This window comes from Mycobacteroides salmoniphilum (genome assembly GCF_004924335.1).
GTDB classification, from domain to species: Bacteria; Actinomycetota; Actinomycetes; order Mycobacteriales; family Mycobacteriaceae; genus Mycobacterium; species Mycobacterium salmoniphilum.
Genome location: NZ_CP024633.1, coordinates 1795420 through 1811722, shown reverse-complemented (window position 1 = coordinate 1811722; position 16303 = coordinate 1795420). Strand labels below are relative to the sequence as shown.

General features: G+C 66.2%; 13 protein-coding genes. All 13 read right to left on the bottom strand.

What is annotated here, in order from left to right:
- Window positions 1-135: 135 nt before the first annotated feature.
- Window positions 136-1080 (bottom strand): cell division protein FtsQ/DivIB, encoded by a 945-nt coding sequence (locus tag DSM43276_RS09040; protein ID WP_078329180.1) that lies wholly within the window; start codon window positions 1078-1080, stop codon window positions 136-138.
- A complete protein-coding gene (gene murC, locus DSM43276_RS09035) occupies window positions 1077-2549 on the bottom strand; it encodes a UDP-N-acetylmuramate--L-alanine ligase (protein WP_078329181.1) in 1473 nt (490 codons plus the stop codon). Before murC ends, DSM43276_RS09040 begins: the two co-directional genes overlap by 4 nt.
- Window positions 2546-3751 (bottom strand): undecaprenyldiphospho-muramoylpentapeptide beta-N-acetylglucosaminyltransferase, encoded by a 1206-nt coding sequence (murG, locus tag DSM43276_RS09030; protein WP_109556032.1) that lies wholly within the window; start codon window positions 3749-3751, stop codon window positions 2546-2548. The genes murC and murG overlap by 4 nt, the downstream gene beginning before the upstream one ends.
- Before the next feature lie 33 nt (window positions 3752-3784).
- On the bottom strand, window positions 3785-5344 hold the full coding sequence (ftsW, locus tag DSM43276_RS09025; RefSeq protein ID WP_078329182.1) for a putative lipid II flippase FtsW: 1560 nt from the start codon (window positions 5342-5344) through the stop codon (window positions 3785-3787).
- A gap of 11 nt (window positions 5345-5355) precedes the next feature.
- Window positions 5356-6813: a UDP-N-acetylmuramoyl-L-alanine--D-glutamate ligase gene (gene murD / locus DSM43276_RS09020; protein ID WP_078329183.1), complete on the bottom strand. Its 1458-nt coding sequence runs from the start codon at window positions 6811-6813 to the stop codon at window positions 5356-5358.
- Window positions 6814-6819: 6 nt separating this feature from the next.
- Window positions 6820-7899 (bottom strand): phospho-N-acetylmuramoyl-pentapeptide-transferase, encoded by a 1080-nt coding sequence (gene mraY / locus DSM43276_RS09015; protein ID WP_078291558.1) that lies wholly within the window; start codon window positions 7897-7899, stop codon window positions 6820-6822.
- On the bottom strand, window positions 7896-9380 hold the full coding sequence (locus DSM43276_RS09010) for a UDP-N-acetylmuramoyl-tripeptide--D-alanyl-D-alanine ligase (protein WP_169053047.1): 1485 nt from the start codon (window positions 9378-9380) through the stop codon (window positions 7896-7898). The genes mraY and DSM43276_RS09010 overlap by 4 nt, the downstream gene beginning before the upstream one ends.
- A complete protein-coding gene (locus tag DSM43276_RS09005; protein ID WP_078329198.1) occupies window positions 9373-10941 on the bottom strand; it encodes a UDP-N-acetylmuramoyl-L-alanyl-D-glutamate--2,6-diaminopimelate ligase in 1569 nt (522 codons plus the stop codon). Before DSM43276_RS09005 ends, DSM43276_RS09010 begins: the two co-directional genes overlap by 8 nt.
- 98 nt (window positions 10942-11039) lie before the next feature.
- On the bottom strand, window positions 11040-12968 hold the full coding sequence (locus tag DSM43276_RS09000) for a peptidoglycan D,D-transpeptidase FtsI family protein (RefSeq protein WP_078329199.1): 1929 nt from the start codon (window positions 12966-12968) through the stop codon (window positions 11040-11042).
- Window positions 12965-13948, bottom strand: coding sequence for a cell division protein FtsL (gene ftsL, locus DSM43276_RS08995; RefSeq protein WP_136629018.1), 984 nt, complete (start codon window positions 13946-13948; stop codon window positions 12965-12967). The genes DSM43276_RS09000 and ftsL overlap by 4 nt, the downstream gene beginning before the upstream one ends.
- Window positions 13945-15126, bottom strand: coding sequence for a 16S rRNA (cytosine(1402)-N(4))-methyltransferase RsmH (gene rsmH / locus DSM43276_RS08990; protein ID WP_412458653.1), 1182 nt, complete (start codon window positions 15124-15126; stop codon window positions 13945-13947). Before rsmH ends, ftsL begins: the two co-directional genes overlap by 4 nt.
- Window positions 15101-15532 carry a division/cell wall cluster transcriptional repressor MraZ gene (mraZ, locus tag DSM43276_RS08985; protein WP_078329202.1) on the bottom strand — a complete coding sequence of 144 codons (432 nt, stop codon included), beginning with the start codon at window positions 15530-15532 and terminating at the stop codon, window positions 15101-15103. Before mraZ ends, rsmH begins: the two co-directional genes overlap by 26 nt.
- A 360-nt stretch (window positions 15533-15892) precedes the next feature.
- Window positions 15893-16300, bottom strand: coding sequence for a DUF3040 domain-containing protein (locus DSM43276_RS08980; protein WP_078329203.1), 408 nt, complete (start codon window positions 16298-16300; stop codon window positions 15893-15895).
- Between the last annotated feature and the right edge of the window lie 3 nt (window positions 16301-16303).

Sequence of the window (16303 nt, the reverse complement as noted above, 5' to 3'; positions counted from 1 at the left end):
AGGCTTAGAGTTATGTCAGGTTGTCCCGCTGAAACAGAACGGTAGGGGGCGCGGGATACCGCGCCTGGGAGGCGCGCCGAAGGATGCCGGGATTTTCCCGTGGCTATTTCTAGAAACCGTGAGCAAAGCGCTCGACTACTTGACCGTCGGCAGATCCGGGCTGGACACGTCGTACATGCGACCGGGCTGCGTGAGCAGCGCCCCCAGTTTCTCCGCCTTCTCCGCGGTGCGATCGGTGGTCCCCCACACGATGGTGCGACCGTCGTCAAGAGTCAGTGTGATCGATGACACCGACGGCGCCGCGACCTTGGCGACCTGCCGAGCCAGATCGGGCGCCAGCGAGGTGAGCACCTGTAGCGCCGCCTTGGTCGTCGGGTCCTGTGGACCCGGAGCCACCACGTCGAGCACCGGGATACCCGGCGGAGGGGGTTCGTTGGCGAAGTCCACCCCGTCGCGGTCAATGAGGTGTGTGCCGTCGCCACCCGCCCATCCGGCAACAGGAACCCGCTCGACGATCGTGACGCGCAGCGTGGACGGATACTCACATTGCACCCGCGCGCTAGCCACCCGGCGGATACTGGCCACCCGATCCGCGGCCGCGGCGGTGTCGATCTGCAGCAGCCGTGTTCCCTGCGCGATGTTCAGTGCGCCGAGGACGTCCTCTTGGGTTATCACTCCGGTACCGGTTACCACCGTCTGGCGCACCGACATCAGCGGCGTGAAGTACAGAATCGCACCGAGTCCCACCGCGATCAATGCCAGCAGCACCGCAAGGAGCAAGGTGTGCAGACCCTGAACTTTGCCTCGCCCCGCGGCCTTGCCCTGGTCGACGTGCTTACCCTTGGCCGCGGCCTTCGCCTCGCGTCGCGCCTGTTCCAGCGCGATCGCGCGCCGCTGCGCATCCCGGCGCTCCATCCGCTCACGCCTGGCCCGCATCCGCGGCCCCTCGTCGCCGTCTTCCTCGCCGGTCCCCTCGGCGACGTCGTTCTCGTCGACCGCCTCGGCAGCGGAGTCCTCGAGCTCATCGGGCTCCGGGGTCGACTCCGGAGCGTCCTCGGAAGTCTTATCCGGTTCGCTCATTGACCATTCCTCGGTGGCGGCCAGTCATTGGCTCGCACGCGCAGTGCACGCACGATCTCCTTGCCCTGCAGCGTGACATCGCCAGCGCCCATCGTGACCACCAGGTCTCCGGGCCCCGTGGACGCGGCGACCTGCTCAGCCACCGTCGATAGGTCGCGCAGGTAATGCACCGGCACTCCGCTGATCTGCTCGGCGATCAGCGCACCGCTGACACCCGGCAGCGGCGCCTCGCGCGCCCCGTAGACATCAAGCACAAACACCAGATCGGCGATACTCAGCGCCTCGGCGAACTCCGTAGCGAAAGCGGCTGTGCGCGAATATAAGTGCGGTTGAAAGACGACGACGGAACGGCCGTGTCCCTGCTGCGCGACAATCCCGGAAACCGCCTGCAGCACCGTGCGCACCTCGGTCGGATGATGCGCGTAGTCATCAAAAACCCGGACACTCTCGACCTGGCCGACCAGTTCGAATCGGCGGCGTACACCTTCAAATCCAGCCAACCCGTCGAGGACGCCTTCGACGGAGGCGCCGATCTCGGCGGCCGCCACCACGGCGGCCAGCGCGTTCAGGGCCATGTGTCGTCCGGGCACCGATAACCGCATGGTGCGTGGGGTGCTCTCACCCGCCAACTGGATCTGGGCAATGGCTCCGGTGTCCCTGAACTGCCAATCCCGCAGGCGCCCGGCCACCGGAACATCCCCCGCCTCGGCCTGCTCGATGCTGCCGTAGCCACGCACCCGTACGCCGCGCTCATGGGCGCGGCGTGCCAGCGCAGCGGAGCCCGGGTCATCCAGGCATACCACCAGGACCCCTTCGGGGCCAAGGGTTTCGATGAACGCATCGAACACCGCGGTGTAGGCCTCAACGCTGCCGAAGTGATCGAGGTGGTCCGCCTCGATATTGGTGACGATGATCAGATTCGGCCGATACTGCAGCAGGGACCCGTCGCTTTCGTCGGCCTCGGCCACGAACACGTCCCCGCTGCCGTGGTGGGCATTGGTGCCGGCTTCGTTGAGCTCGCCGCCGACCGCGAACGAAGGGTCGTACTCGCAATGCTGCAGCGCCACGATGAGCATCGAGGTGGTGCTGGTCTTGCCGTGCGTTCCGGTCACCATGAGGGTGCGGTATCCGGCCATCAGGTCCGCGAGTACCACCGGACGCAGCAGGATCGGTATTCCGCGCCGATTCGCTTCCACCAGTTCAGGGTTGGTCTTAGGAATCGCGGCATGGGTGGTGACGACCACAGTCGGACCGCCCGGCAGCAGGTCCAGAGCGTCACCGTCGTGACCGACGTTGACGAGGGCGCCGCGGGCACGCAGCGCGAGCACGCCGCGCGACTCCTTGGCGTCGGAGCCCGATACCTGTGCTCCCCGGTCCAGCAGAATCCGGGCGATACCGGACATTCCGGCGCCGCCGATGCCGACCATGTGCACGCGGCGCAGGTGCTCCGGGAGTGGGCCGACATTCATCGCGGGGTGCCCCGTCTCTGAGAACGCCCCTCTCGGGCGACATCCAATGCGACCTGAGCCACCCGCCGCGCGGCATCCGGATGCCCGGACAGCGCGGCGGCCGACGTCATCGCGGCAAGTTTGTCGGAATCGGAGGCTATCTCGATCACCATGTGCGCCAGTGTCTCCGGAGTGAGGTCGCGATCCGCGACGATGACCCCGCCGCCGGCTTCGACAACCGGCAACGCGTTGAGACGCTGTTCGCCGTTACCGATGGGCAGGGGTACATAGATAGCGGGCAGCCCTACCGCCGAAACCTCCGCGACGGTCATCGCACCGGACCGGCACACCGCGATATCGGCCGCGGCATACGCCAGATCCATCCGGTCCAGGTACGGCAGGGCCACATACTTGGGGACGCCCTGGGCGTCTTCCGGTCTCGGCTCGGGCAGCTCGATCGTGTTCTTGGGCCCATGCGCGTGCAACACCGAAACCCCTGCGGAGGCAAGGTCATTGGCGGCAGCCGAGACGGCATTGTTCAGGGACACCGCCCCCTGGGAGCCGCCGAACACCAAGAGCACCAGCGCGTTGTCGTCAAACCCGTAGTAAGCGCGCGCTTCCTGCCGCAACGCGGCACGATCCAGTGCCGTGATCGACCCGCGAACGGGCACGCCGACCACCTCCGCACGGCGCAGCCCCGAATCCGAGACCGCGGACAACACGCGCTGCGCGCGGCGCGCCCCGACCCGATTGGCAAGGCCGGCACGCGCGTTCGCTTCGTGGATGACCACCGGAACGCGAGAACGGCGCAACGGTCCGCGACGGGCCGCCAGATAGGCGGGAAGGGCCACGTAACCACCGAAGCCGATCACGACGTCGGCCCCGACATTGTCGAACACCGCCCGCGTCTGCAGCACCGCCCGGCGCACCCGCAGCGGCAGTCGCACCAGGTCGCCCGTGAGTCGGCGTGGCAGCGGCACCGGGACGATCAGTTCCAGGTCGTAACCACGGTCGGGCACCAACCTCGTCTCCAGGCCACGCTCGGTGCCCAGTGCGGTGATCCGCACCGACGGGTCGATCTCACGCAGCGCGTCGGCGACCGCCATCGCAGGTTCGACGTGCCCAGCGGTACCGCCACCGGCCAGCACCACCGAAAGCGGCCGAAGCTCATCGGCGCCCGATGTTCTTCGCGCAAGCGCCTCATCACTCACTCCGGAGAGCATCCTTTCGGTCTGGCAGCAATCACATGTCAGCAGCTATCGATGGGTTCGAGCGCGTGAGCCACCGGCCCGGGATTGCTCACGGGTCCGGCCACTCGCACGCGCTCCCGAAGCCCGGCGCGCCTGCTGCACCTGCCTATGATGCCCTGCTTCGCTGTCGGTGCGTGCACGTGGCTTGCGCTTGGGCTCCTGTGTGGGTTCGGAGCGCCGCGTGCGCTCGGGCCGCGGATTGGCCGTCTCGGCACCCCGTGCGGACGACTTGGCACGGAGCCGATCACGCGCGGTGTCGATCCGGGCAGCCACGTATGGCTCCGGCGAAGGTAGCCGCAGCAGCCTGTTCATTCGGTCACCCGAACCCGCACGCAGGGCAGCGACGGCCTCCGGTTCGTGGCGCGCCGCGTTCGCAATCAGGCCGATCATGAAAAGGGCTGTGGCCGTCGCTGTTCCACCCGAAGAAATGAGCGGAAGCTGAATGCCGGTCACCGGCAGCAGGCCAATCACGTATCCGATATTGATGAAGGACTGGCCGATGACCCACATGCCGGCGGTGGCGGTCAGCATCCGCAGGAACGGATCAGCACTGCGCTTGGCGATGCGCATGGCGGTGTATGCGAAGACCCCGAACAGAGCGAGAACCCCGAGGCACCCGACGAAGCCGAGCTCCTCGCCGATGATCGCGAAGATGAAGTCGTTGTGGGCGTTGGGCAGGTAGTGCCACTTGGCCGACCCCTGCCCCAGACCCTGGCCGAAGAAACCGCCCTGGGCCAGCGCGAATCGCGCCTGACGCGACTGATAACCCGTTGCCTGCGGGTCCGCCGACGGATCCAGCCAGGCCTTCACCCGATCGGAGCGATATCCGGCAGAGACAGCGAGGATGGCGGCCGCCAACACGGCGGCTATCACCGAACTGAGAAACACCTTGAGCGGCAACCCGGCATACCAGAGCAACGCCAACAAGATGATGCTCATGGAGACCGTCTGCCCCAGGTCGGGCTGGATGACGATGAGCACGAGCGCGATCAGCGCGGCGGGCACCAGGGGAACGAGCATCTCGCGCAGCGATGCCTTCTCCATACGACGCGATGCCAACAGATGCGCGCCCCAGATCGCAAAGGCGATCTTGGTGAGCTCCGAGGGCTGCATCGACATGCCGCCGTAGACGAACCAGCCGCGAGAACCGTTGGAGTACGTGCCGATTCCGGGTATCAGCACCAGAGTGATCAAGACGATGGTGAACACGAATGCCGGAAAGGAGTATTTGCGCATCACCCGGATCGGGGTGCGCAGTGCGATATAGAAACCGACCAGGCCCACGCACACCCAAAGCACCTGCTTGCCGAAGACGGCCCACGCCGATCCGTCCAGGTCGTAGGACTCCACGCCGGATGCGGACAGCACCATGATGAGCCCAAGCGTGGTGAGCAACGCGGCCGTCGCGACGATCAGGTGAAACGAGGTCATGGGCCGGTTCAGCCAGGCACCCAGCCGAGTCCGGGCCACCAACCCGTCCGACTTGGCGTCAGAGGACTTCGTGGCCGGCGTGGTCGCGTTCTTGGAGCGAAAAATTCTGGCGAATGGGGCGGTCAGGGTCGACACGTCGCTGTCACCTAACCGGTAAGTGCGTGCACCGCCGCGGCGAATCTATCGCCACGCTCGGAGTACCCGCTGAATTGGTCGAAGGATGCGCCGGCCGGAGCCAACAGCACGGTGTCGCCAGGCTGGGCCACTGTGCTGGCGTGCCGGACGGCCGCGGACATGACTCGGGTACCCAAGTCAGCGCCACCCCCATCCGCCTCATCAGTCACATGGACCACATTTGCCTCTTGCACCCCAGCATCCTCGCGCGTCACAACTGCAACTACGGGTACATCCGGCGCGTGTCGCGCCAAAGCCTCAGCAATCAGTCCTCGATCCGTGCCGATCAGCACAACTGCGCCTAGCCGGTCGGCACAACCGCGTACCAGATCATCGACCGCGGCCCCCTTGAGCAACCCCCCGGCGATCCAGATGACGCGCCGATACGCCGCGATGGACGCCGCGGCCGCGTGCGGATTGGTGGCCTTTGAGTCGTCCACGTAAGAAACACCGTGACGCCGCGCGACCAGCTCGGCCCGGTGCCGCCCCACCTGAAAGGCTCCCAACGCGCGGGCAACGGCCTCGGCGGGCACACCCACCGCGCGGGCCAGCGCGGCGGCCGCCAGCGCGTTGAGTACACCGATCGGACCCGCCACCGGGAGCCTCGACACCTCGATCAACGACACATTGGTCCCGAATGCCCGGTCCACCAGCCGGCCGTCGTGCACGCCGAGCTCTCCGGGCGCGGGGTCACCGGTGCGGAATCCCGCCTTGGTCGGCGCCGGCGAGCCGGAGAGCAGCCCGGCGGCCACCGCGTCGTCCAAGCCGACGACCGCGACCTCACCAGTGAGTGCTCGCGCCTTGTCCCGGGTGTACCCGTCCATTCCTCCGTGCCAGTCGAGGTGATCCTCGGCCACATTGAGCACCACACCGGCCGCCGGGCGCACCGACGGTGCCCAATGCAATTGAAAGCTCGACAGCTCGACAGCGAGATAGTCCACATCGCGATCCAAAACGTTCAAGACCGGGTCTCCGATGTTCCCGCACAGCGCACTGGTGCGCCCCGCTGCGATCAACATGTCGTGGACCATGGCCGTGGTCGTGGTCTTTCCATTGGTTCCCGTGACCACCAACCACCGTTTGGGCGGTCCGTACCGACCGGAAGCGTCCAAGCGCCAAGCCAATTCGACGTCGCCCCAGATGGGCAACCCGGCCTGAACAGCTGCCAGCACGACAGGTGAGGATGGACCGAAGCCGGGGCTGACGATCACCAGGTCCTGATCGGCCATGCGGCGCTGCGCCTCGGCGGTGGTGAGCGCCCCACGCCCTGCTTCGCGATGACGCTGCAGAGCTTCCTCGTTGTCGTCGCAGACGGTGATGAGGAGATCGAATCCGGCCAGTGCGGCCACCACCGCATCTCCGGTGACACGCGCACCGCAGACCAGAACTCTTGCCCCGCTGGCCAGTTCCGTCACATCAGAAGCGGTCATGGCCGGTTAGTCACCGATCGTGGCGAGCCACTCGCCGTAGAACAGGGCCAATCCCAACCCGCAGGCGATGGCCGTCAAGAGCCAGAACCGGATGATGACGGTCGTTTCCGCCCAGCCCAGCAGCTCGAAATGATGATGGAACGGCGCCATGCGGAACACTCTGCGGCCGGTGGTGCGGAATGCGGCGATCTGCAGGACCACCGACACGATCTCGGCCACGAACAGCGCGCCCAGCACCACCGCGAGCAGCTCGGTCCGGGTGGTGACCGACAGGCCCGCGATGATGCCGCCCAGGGCCAGCGATCCGGTGTCCCCCATGAAGATCTTGGCGGGTGCGGCATTCCACCACAGGAACCCGATACACGCGCCCGCCGTTGCCGCGGCGATCACCGCCAGGTCCAGCGGATCGCGCACGTTGTAGCAAGCGACGCCGGGATGGGTGGAGCAGGCGTTGCGGTACTGCCAGAAGGTCACGATGACGTACGCGCCGGTCACCATGGCCATACATCCGCCGGCCAGCCCGTCCAGGCCGTCGGTGAAGTTGACGGCGTTGGACCACGACATCACCAGGATCACGCAGAAGAGCACGAAGACCGCGGCGGGCATGGCGACGGTGGCGATCTCGCGCACGTAGGAGAGCTGCGGACTACCGGGCGTCAACCCGTCGGTGTTGCGGAACTGCAACACCAGCACGCCGAAGACGAGCGCCGACAAGATCTGGCCGACCGTCTTGGAGGTTTTGTTCAGACCGAGGTTGCGTGCCTTGCGAATCTTGATGAAGTCGTCGATGAATCCGACGCCACCAAGCATGGTGGCCAGCGCGAGCACCAGCAGCCCCGACGCCGAGGGGCCATCGGATCCGAACGCGATGCCGACCAGGTGTGACCCGAAGTACCCGGCCCACATACCGGCCAGGATCGCGACGCCGCCCATGGACGGAGTACCGCGCTTCTTCTGATGATGCTGCGGGCCGTCGTCCCGGATCTCCTGGCCGAAGCCCTGGCGCGAGAACACCCGAATGAGCACCGGGGTAAGCATGATCGAGACCAGGATCGCGATCCCGGCCGCGATGATGATCTGCCTCATGCGTCACCTGCCTTCAGCAGCTCATCGGCTACAACCCATAGCCCGGCCGATCGCGATGCCTTGACCAGCACCACATCGCCCGCGGCCAGCTCGTCGGCCAGCAGCGTGGCGGCTGCCGCAGGATCGTCCACCAGCACCGCCTCGGACCCCCACGACCCCTCCATCACTGCACCCGCATGCATTGCCCGCTGCGACCTCCCGGTTCCGACGACTACCAATCGACTGACATCTAAGCGCACCGCGGCCCGTCCGATGCGGTCATGCTCGGATATCGCGTCGGGCCCCAGCTCGGCCATCTCCCCCAGCACCGCCCAGCTACGGCGGGATTCTCGCCCATGGCGAGCCATGGAGACCAGGGCTTTCAGCCCGGCCATCATCGAATCCGGGTTGGCGTTATAAGCATCGTTGATGACGGTGACCCCATCATCTCGGGTACTGACCTCCATCCTGCGCCGCGACACCGGCCCCGCCCCGGCGAGAGCGTCGGCAACCTGCGCGAGGGTGGCGCCGCATTCCAGCGCGACCGCGGCAGCGGCCAACGCGTTGCTCACCTGATGCTCACCGTGCACAGCCAGCCGAACCGGTACGACCGCGTCACCGGCATGCAGGGTGAAGCGGGCACGCGCCAGATCGTCGACGCTCACCTCGGTCGCCCAGATATCAGCGGTGTTGTGCACGCTGGTGCGCACCACCCGCGCCTGCGTCTTGGCGGCCATCGCGGCCACCGCGGAATCATCGGCATTCAGCACTGCGACACCGTCATTCGAAAGCGACTGCGGCAGTTCACCCTTGGTATCGGCAATGGCCTGTCGCGAGCCGAACTCGCCCAGATGTGCCGTGCCGACATTGAGCACGACACCGATCGATGGCGGCGCGATGGCCGCGAGGTCCGCGATGTTTCCGGGACGGCGGGCTGACAGCTCCAACACCAGGAACTTGGTCGATTCACTGGCCCGCAGGACGGTCCAGGGGTGACCAAGCTCGTTGTTGAAGGATCCGGGAGGAGCCACCACCTCACCGAGCGGGTTGAGCACCGCGGCGATGAGGTCCTTTGTCGACGTCTTTCCCGACGAGCCGGTGACACCGACGATGCGCAGCCCTCGCCGCGTGAGCCGTCGGGCCACCTCGGCTGCCAGCGCGGCGGTCGCGGCCAGCACCGCGGCACCCGATCCGTCCAAATCATGTTCCAGTGCAGACACTTCCGTGCGCGCGACGCCGGTGGGTGACACCACAATGGCTGGCACACCCACCGGCCTGGCCGCCAGCACCGCGACGGCACCGGCCGCGACGGCACCTTCGGCATGATCGTGACCATCGACCCGGGCACCCGGCAGGGCCAGGAACAGTCCACCTGGCCCCACATGACGCGAGTCGAATTCGACGGTGCCGGTAACCGTCGTGTTCCGGGCCTCATCGACACCGATTCCGTCGAGACGCCCACCGACGACCTCGGCGATCTCGGCGACAGTCATCTCAATCATTCAGGCTCCCGCGTCTTTTCGAGCTCTCCAAGCCTTCCAGCGCGGAACGCAACTCCACCCGGTCGTCGAACGGGACGGAAACCGGACCGACACGCTGACCGCTCTCATGCCCCTTGCCCGCGATCAGGACGGTGTCCCCCGGTCGTGCCCATCCGGTGGCGACGTCTATGGCGGCCCGTCGGTCACCCATCTCGACTACCTCGACATCCGAACCGGCTATCCCGGAGATGATCTCGGCGCGGATCGCCGCCGGATCCTCGTCTCGGGGGTTGTCGTCGGTGACCACCACCAGATCGGCCAGCTCCGCGGCTACCTGCCCCATGTCGGCGCGCTTCCCACGGTCGCGGTTGCCGCCCGCACCGAACACCACCGCCAGCCGACCCTCGCGGTGGCTGCGCAGGCTCTCCAGGACCGCGCGCAGCGCGCCGGGCTTGTGGGCATAGTCGACGACGGCCAGGAACGGCTGGCCGGCAACCACCGACTCCATGCGCCCCGGCACTCCGGCGATCGCGATCCCTGGCGCGGCGGTCGCCGCCGACACCCCGAGCAATTCCATGATTGCAACGGCCACAAGGCAATTGGCCACATTGTAGTGGCCCGGTAGTGCGATAGCGAGTTGCGCGCTGCCCGCGGGACCCTTCGCGACAAACCGTTGACCGCCGTCGTCGCCGACCGCCACGTCCGAGCAGGTCCAGTCCCCGACGGCACCGGCTCGCGAGCTCACCGTGACCACTTCGGGGCCCGCCGCGCGCGCCAGCTCGGCCATGGCGCGCCCGGCGTCATCATCGACACAGATGACCGAATGCCGCGCCCGCTGCGGTGAATCACGCTGAAACAGCCTGGCTTTAGTAGCGAAATAGTCCTCCATATTGGGGTGGAAATCGAGGTGATCTCGCGAAAGATTTGTAAACGCCCCCACCGCGAAGCGAGTGCCGTCCACCCGGTTAAGCGCCAGCGCGTGGCTGGACACCTCCATGACCACGGTGTCCACACCACGCTGCACCATTTCGGCCAACAACTCCTGCAGAGCCGGCGCCTCCGGAGTGGTCAGGGCACTGGGGACATCTTCGCCGTCGATCCGCACCCCGACGGTGCCGATGAGACCGACGCGTCTGCCCGCGGCCCGCAGGCCCGCCTCGACCAAGTAGGTGGTCGTGGTCTTCCCGGATGTTCCGGTAACGCCCACTACCTGCACCTGCCGCGACGGATCTCCGTAAACCGTCGCGGCGAGCTGACCGAGTACCGCGCGCGGGATGGGATGGACCAACACCGCGATATCTAGACCCTGATCCGCCAACAGCTGGGCTCCCGCGGTGTCGGTGAGCACGGCTGTCGCCCCCGCGGCGACCGCCTCGGAGGCGAACTGGGCACCGTGCGCGCTGCTACCGGGCAGCGCCGCGAAGAGGTCACCCGCGCGCGCGTCCTGTGCCCTGAGGGTGACTCCGGTGACGGTCGCGTCTGCGCTTGGTCCGCGCAGTTCGGCCGAGATCATTGCGGCGAGGTCGACCACCGGGTGCCGGCGCGTCCGCGGGAGGAACCTGTGTGTTCCGGATGCCGCCACCAGTGATCACCTCCTACCGTGGTTGTGCCGCCCCGGGTCCTTGGGCGTCAAACGACACTACCGGGCGGCCGGGCACCCTTGACCCGATGAGGACCGGCTCAGGTGGCCTGCAGGATGAGCGGCGGCCCGGGATCGGGTGATAGTGGCACGTTTTGGCGACGCATCAACCACGACGCGATGTTGTGGAACAACGGCGCGGCGGTGTTGCCGGGGCGGCCATCCGCGGCCCGGTGTGGCGCGTTCATCTCGATGCCGATGACATAACGAGGGTCATCGGTGGTGGCGATTCCCGCGAAGGTGATCCAGTACACGTCATCGAAGTAGCACCCGCAGGCCGGGTTGATCTGCTGAGCTGTGCCGGTCTTGCCACTGAGTTGATAACCCTCGACAGCACCGGCCGCACCGGTACCGTTCTGAATCTGGCGCGCATCGGGTTGCAGCACCGCACGCAGCATGTTCCGGACGGTGCGCGCGGTGCCCGCGTTGACTACCTGCACCGGCTCGGGGCGAGGCTCTTCCTTGCGGGTGCCATCGGGCATCGTGACGCTCTTGAGGATGCGTGGCGGCATCCGGACACCATCGTTGGCGATGGCCTGGTACATGCCCGTCATCTGAAGCAGCGTCATCGACAAGCCTTGACCGATGGGCAGGTTTGAGAAGGTGCTGCCCGACCACTGCTCAATCGGCGGCACGATACCGGCACTCTCGCCCGGAAGACCGACACCGGTGCGCTGTCCCAGACCGAACTTCTCCACCAGATCCATGAACCGCTCCGGACCCACCCGCTGGGCGAGCATCAGTGTGCCCACGTTGGAAGACTTTCCGAATACACCGGTGGTGGTGTACGGCACGGTTCCATGTACCCACGCGTCGCGAACCGTGACCCCGCCCATGTTGATGGAGCCCGGAACCTGCAGCACTTCATCGGGATTGGACAAATCATTTTCGATGACCGCCGATGCCGTGATGATCTTGTTGACCGATCCGGGCTCGAACGGCGAGGACACCGAAAGATTGCCCATCTCACGGTTGCCCTGCTTACCGAGGTTCTGTGAGGGGTCAAAGGTGTTGTCATTGGCCATCGCCAGGACCTCACCGGTCTTCGAATCCAGCACAACCGCGGACACGCTGCGCGCTTCGGACAAGTCCTTGGCCTGCTGGACCTGCTGCTGCACATAGAACTGAATGTCATTGTCCAGCGTGAGTTCGACGGTGGATCCGTTGACGGCATTGTGTTGGTCGCGGTAGCTACCGGGAATCACCGCACCGTCAGAGCCACGGTCGTAGGTCTGGGATCCGTCCTTGCCGGCCAACGCACTGTCCAGGGAATCCTCAAGCCCCAGAAGGCCGTAGCCCTCCCAGTCGATGCTGCCCACAATATTGGCGGCCAACGAGCCACCGGGATACTGGCGGATGTCCTGCCGCTCGGCCCCCACTTCGGGGAACTCCTTGACGATCTCGGCGGCGATGGCCGGATCGACCGAGCGCGCCAGGTACGCGAAGGTGTCGTCGCTGCGGATCTTCTTCAGCAAGCTCTTGGCATCGGGTTTGTTGCCCAGCTTGGCCGACACTCCATTGGCAATATCCTGCAGCCGCTGCTCGGGCTCGACGGCCCTTATTTTCGCCGCCGCGGCCTTATCGGCGTCGCTCTTCCCAGGGTCCTTGAGGGTCACCTGGCTTTTCTCCCAGGCCTTGGTGAGTTGTTCGCGAATCTTCTTCGGCTGGAAGGTGAGCGCACGAGCCTCAATGGTGAAGGCCAGCTTGTTGCCCGCACGGTCGACGATGGTGCCGCGCAACGCCTTCTCGGTCTCGGTGACCTTCAGCTGACCGGAGGCCTCGGCGCGCAGACCCGCCGCGCGCGGTCCCTGCAGGGTGAACAGCTGGAGGGCGGCGACGGCGAGCGTGAGGAAGATGATGATATTGCCCGCCCGGTGCCGAAAGGCGAATCCGGCTGTCCGCGACACGGCAGCGACCGGCCGTCGGGTGCGACGGGCACCGACCGGCCGGGACCGATCCTCCCGGGTCACGTCGCCGGGTGGGGACTCGTTGTTGCCACGGGATTGAATTGTTCCCCGGTAACTGGAGAATTCGTGATATTTGATGCTTGCGGCGCGTCGGCCACGGGGGGCGGTATCGCGATAGCGGGATCCGGTGCGGCCACGACCGGCGCGGGCGCCGGAACCGCGGGCGGCGCGAGAGCGGGTTCTTGTCCCGCAGGAGCTTCCACCACGGGCGCGGGCACGATCGCCGGTGGGGCCATATGCGGTACCACAGCCACCGGCGGCGGCACGGGCGGCAGCTGCACGGGCACCTCGACCGAATTGCCGGCCTTCGGAACAGCATCGACGTCATCGGGGATCACAGAGTTCAGTGGAGCCGGCGCGACACCTTCGGCAGGCTTTGGAGCACCCACCAACAGCCAGTTGCCCTGCGGGTCCCGCACCAGATGCGCGATATCGCGCGACGGGATCATACCGAGGTCGCGTGCCGAATCTGCGAGTGCCGGTGCGGATTCCGCACGCAACACATCGCGTTCGAGGGCTTCCTTGCGTTGTAGCAGATCCTCATTGGTGTTCCGCTGGGCACGCAGCTGGTAGGAGCGCTCGGCGGCGTCGGTCGACAACCACAATGTGATGGCCAGGCCAACACCGAGGGCGCCGATGACCAGCACGACGAACGGGACCTTGGCGATCCACACCTGTGGCCGCAGGTCCACATCGGACAGGCGGGTGAGAATTCTTTCGCGCAGCGGTATACGAATGACCTTGGGCGCCTTGGCCTTGCGCGCCTTCGCTCGATCCTTCGCCTGTTGGGTGCTGGTTGCCGGACGGATCTTCTCGGGAGCCTTGCGCTGCACCGGAATCGGCATGGTCTGCGGAGCAGAACGGCGTGGGCGCGGCGAAGGACCGGCACCGGGCGCCTTGGGCGCGCCACCGCGACGTGTGGCGGGCTTGGCGGAGTTGGTCTTCTTGGGGGCCTCACCACCCTTCTTGCGCACCCCAATCATGCGCTCCTCCTATCCGCAACTCGTTCGACTGCCCGTAACCGCACTGGTGCACTACGCGGATTGACTTCTATTTCCGCATCGTTCGCCCGTTCGGCGCCTCGGGTGATAGCTCTGAACTCCGGTGCATCACTGGGTAATTCGACGGGTAGGTCGATGGGCGACCGGGATGCGATGGCGTCCGCGAACTCCGCCTTGACGATCTTGTCCTCGAGCGATTGGTAGGCCATGACCGCGATACGACCGCCGGGACGCAACGCCGCCATCGCGGTAGGTATCGCGGCGGCAAGGGATTCGAGCTCGGCGTTAACCGCGATCCGAAGCGCCTGGAAGGTCCGTTTCGCCGGGTGACCGCCGGTACGACGGGTGGCGGCGGGGATGGCGGCATACAGCAGTTCAACCAACTGCCCACTGCGCGTGAAGGGTTCGATCGCGCGGCGCCGGACGATCTCGCCGGCGATCCGGCGCGCGAAGCGCTCCTCGCCGAATCTGGTGAGCACCCTGGACAGCTCTGCCGCCGAATAGGTGTTCAGGATGTCCGCGGCAGTCAGTTCGTCGTGCGCGTTCATCCGCATGTCCAACGGAGCGTCAACCGAATAGGCAAAGCCGCGTTCGGCCTGATCGAGCTGCATGGAGGACACGCCCAGATCGAAGAGCACCGCGTCAACCGAAGATGTTGTCCGGTAACCCAACCCGTCCAGCGCATCGGCAAGGCCGTCGTAGCGGGTATGCACGCCGGCGAATCGCGCCCCGAAGGGCGCCAGCCGGGTTTGGGCGATGTCCAGGGCATTGGTATCGCGATCGAGACCGATGACCGTGAGGCCCGGCAGTGTGGAAAGGAAGTGCTCGGTGTGCCCGCCCGCGCCGAGGGTGGCGTCAACGAGAACAGCGCCGGATCCGTCCGCGGACCGGGCCGTCAGAGCGGGAGCCAGTAGCTCATAGCAGCGCTCAAGCATGACCGGAATGTGACCGAACCCCGGCCGAGAATTGTTGTCAGACACGGCGACACCCCTCCGGGAGCGGGACATGCCCCTGTGGGAGCGCTGGTAGATGCAAGGAAACCGTGCAGCCCGGTCCCTGCCCGATGGTGCGAACCTGGCGTCGGGGAAGTACGCCAGGGCCGTATCGGACAGAGGCCGCGCTGCGCGGGCTCGCTCAGAAGATGCCATTGAGGGATTCATCACTGGCCGTCGAGAAGTTCTCTTCGTGTTCCTCCAGGTACCGCTGCCACTTAGCGGCATCCCAAATCTCTAGGTAGTCAACAGATCCGATGACAACGCAGTCCTTGGACAGATCCGCGTACCGCCGATGGTCGGCGGACAGGGTGATGCGACCCTGTGCGTCCGGATGCTGTTCGTCGGTGGCCGCGGCCAGGTTGCGCAGAAAGGCGCGAGCCTCGGGGTTGCTACGAGAAGCCGTGGCCGCCTTGCGCGCCAGCTGCTCGAACTCGGTCCGTGGATAGACGGCGAGGCTGTGATCCTGGCTTTTGGTGACCATCAACCCTCCCGCTAGTGCGTCCCGAAACTTGGCGGGCAATGTCAGCCGCCCTTTGTCATCAAGCCTGGGCGTGTAGGTACCGAGAAACATCTCGACACCTCCCTGTCCAAACCCTTCGGAGCTACCCTTCCCTCCGATAGGCGCCACTTTACCCCACAATCCCCCACTTTGAATCTGATTTGCCGCGTGTCTCCCCACGATGCACCCACCATCTGGTCGACGGGGGTCACCGACATAGCGTTTCCCCAGGTCAACCTAGTGGGGACGAGTGGGGCACCAGTATCCCGACGAGTTGATAACGATTTGGCCTGCCCGGACGGATGGGCTTGCGAGCGATCACCCCACGGCGGGCCGCCGCCGGGTCGAGCCGTTCAGGCAGCAACGCACACAGCAACAGACCCGCGCGGACTGCGCGGGTCTGTGATGTGGAGCTGCGTTAGATGACGTTGGTCAGTTGTCGAAACGGCGGCGGAACCGCTCCTCCATGCGCTGCGCGAACGACCCGGCGGCACGGGGGCGGCGAATGCGGCCACTGGCCCCACCTGGCCCCACGTGCCCGGCAACACCCGCCTCGGAACGTCGGCTTCCGATGATTGCGAAGACCGCGGCCCCGAACATCACCACGAACCCGATGACGCTCAGGATCGGGAAGTTCCCCATCTGGGTGGCGGGCACCGCGACGCCGACCACCAACATGGCCAATCCGATGCAGAAAAGAGCCGCACCCTGCAGGCGGCGGCGGCCGGAGGTCGCACCCAGGCGTCCTCCGCGCACACTCGACGCAAACTTGGGATCCTCCGCGTACAGCGCGCTCTCAATCTGGTCGAGCATGCGCTGCTCGTGCTCGGAGAGTGGCATCGG

Coding starts and splice junctions, on each gene's coding strand:
- DSM43276_RS09040 (WP_078329180.1), bottom strand. CDS start 1,080: ATGAGCGAACCGGATAAGACTTCCGAGGACGCTCCGGAGTCGACCCCG.
- murC (WP_078329181.1), bottom strand. CDS start 2,549: ATGAATGTCGGCCCACTCCCGGAGCACCTGCGCCGCGTGCACATGGTC.
- murG (WP_109556032.1), bottom strand. CDS start 3,751: ATGCTCTCCGGAGTGAGTGATGAGGCGCTTGCGCGAAGAACATCGGGC.
- murD (WP_078329183.1), bottom strand. CDS start 6,813: ATGACCGCTTCTGATGTGACGGAACTGGCCAGCGGGGCAAGAGTTCTG.
- mraY (WP_078291558.1), bottom strand. CDS start 7,899: ATGAGGCAGATCATCATCGCGGCCGGGATCGCGATCCTGGTCTCGATC.
- DSM43276_RS09010 (WP_169053047.1), bottom strand. CDS start 9,380: ATGATTGAGATGACTGTCGCCGAGATCGCCGAGGTCGTCGGTGGGCGT.
- ftsL (WP_136629018.1), bottom strand. CDS start 13,948: ATGATTGGGGTGCGCAAGAAGGGTGGTGAGGCCCCCAAGAAGACCAAC.
- rsmH (WP_412458653.1), bottom strand. CDS start 15,126: ATGAATCCCTCAATGGCATCTTCTGAGCGAGCCCGCGCAGCGCGGCCT.
- mraZ (WP_078329202.1), bottom strand. CDS start 15,532: ATGTTTCTCGGTACCTACACGCCCAGGCTTGATGACAAAGGGCGGCTG.
- DSM43276_RS08980 (WP_078329203.1), bottom strand. CDS start 16,300: ATGCCACTCTCCGAGCACGAGCAGCGCATGCTCGACCAGATTGAGAGC.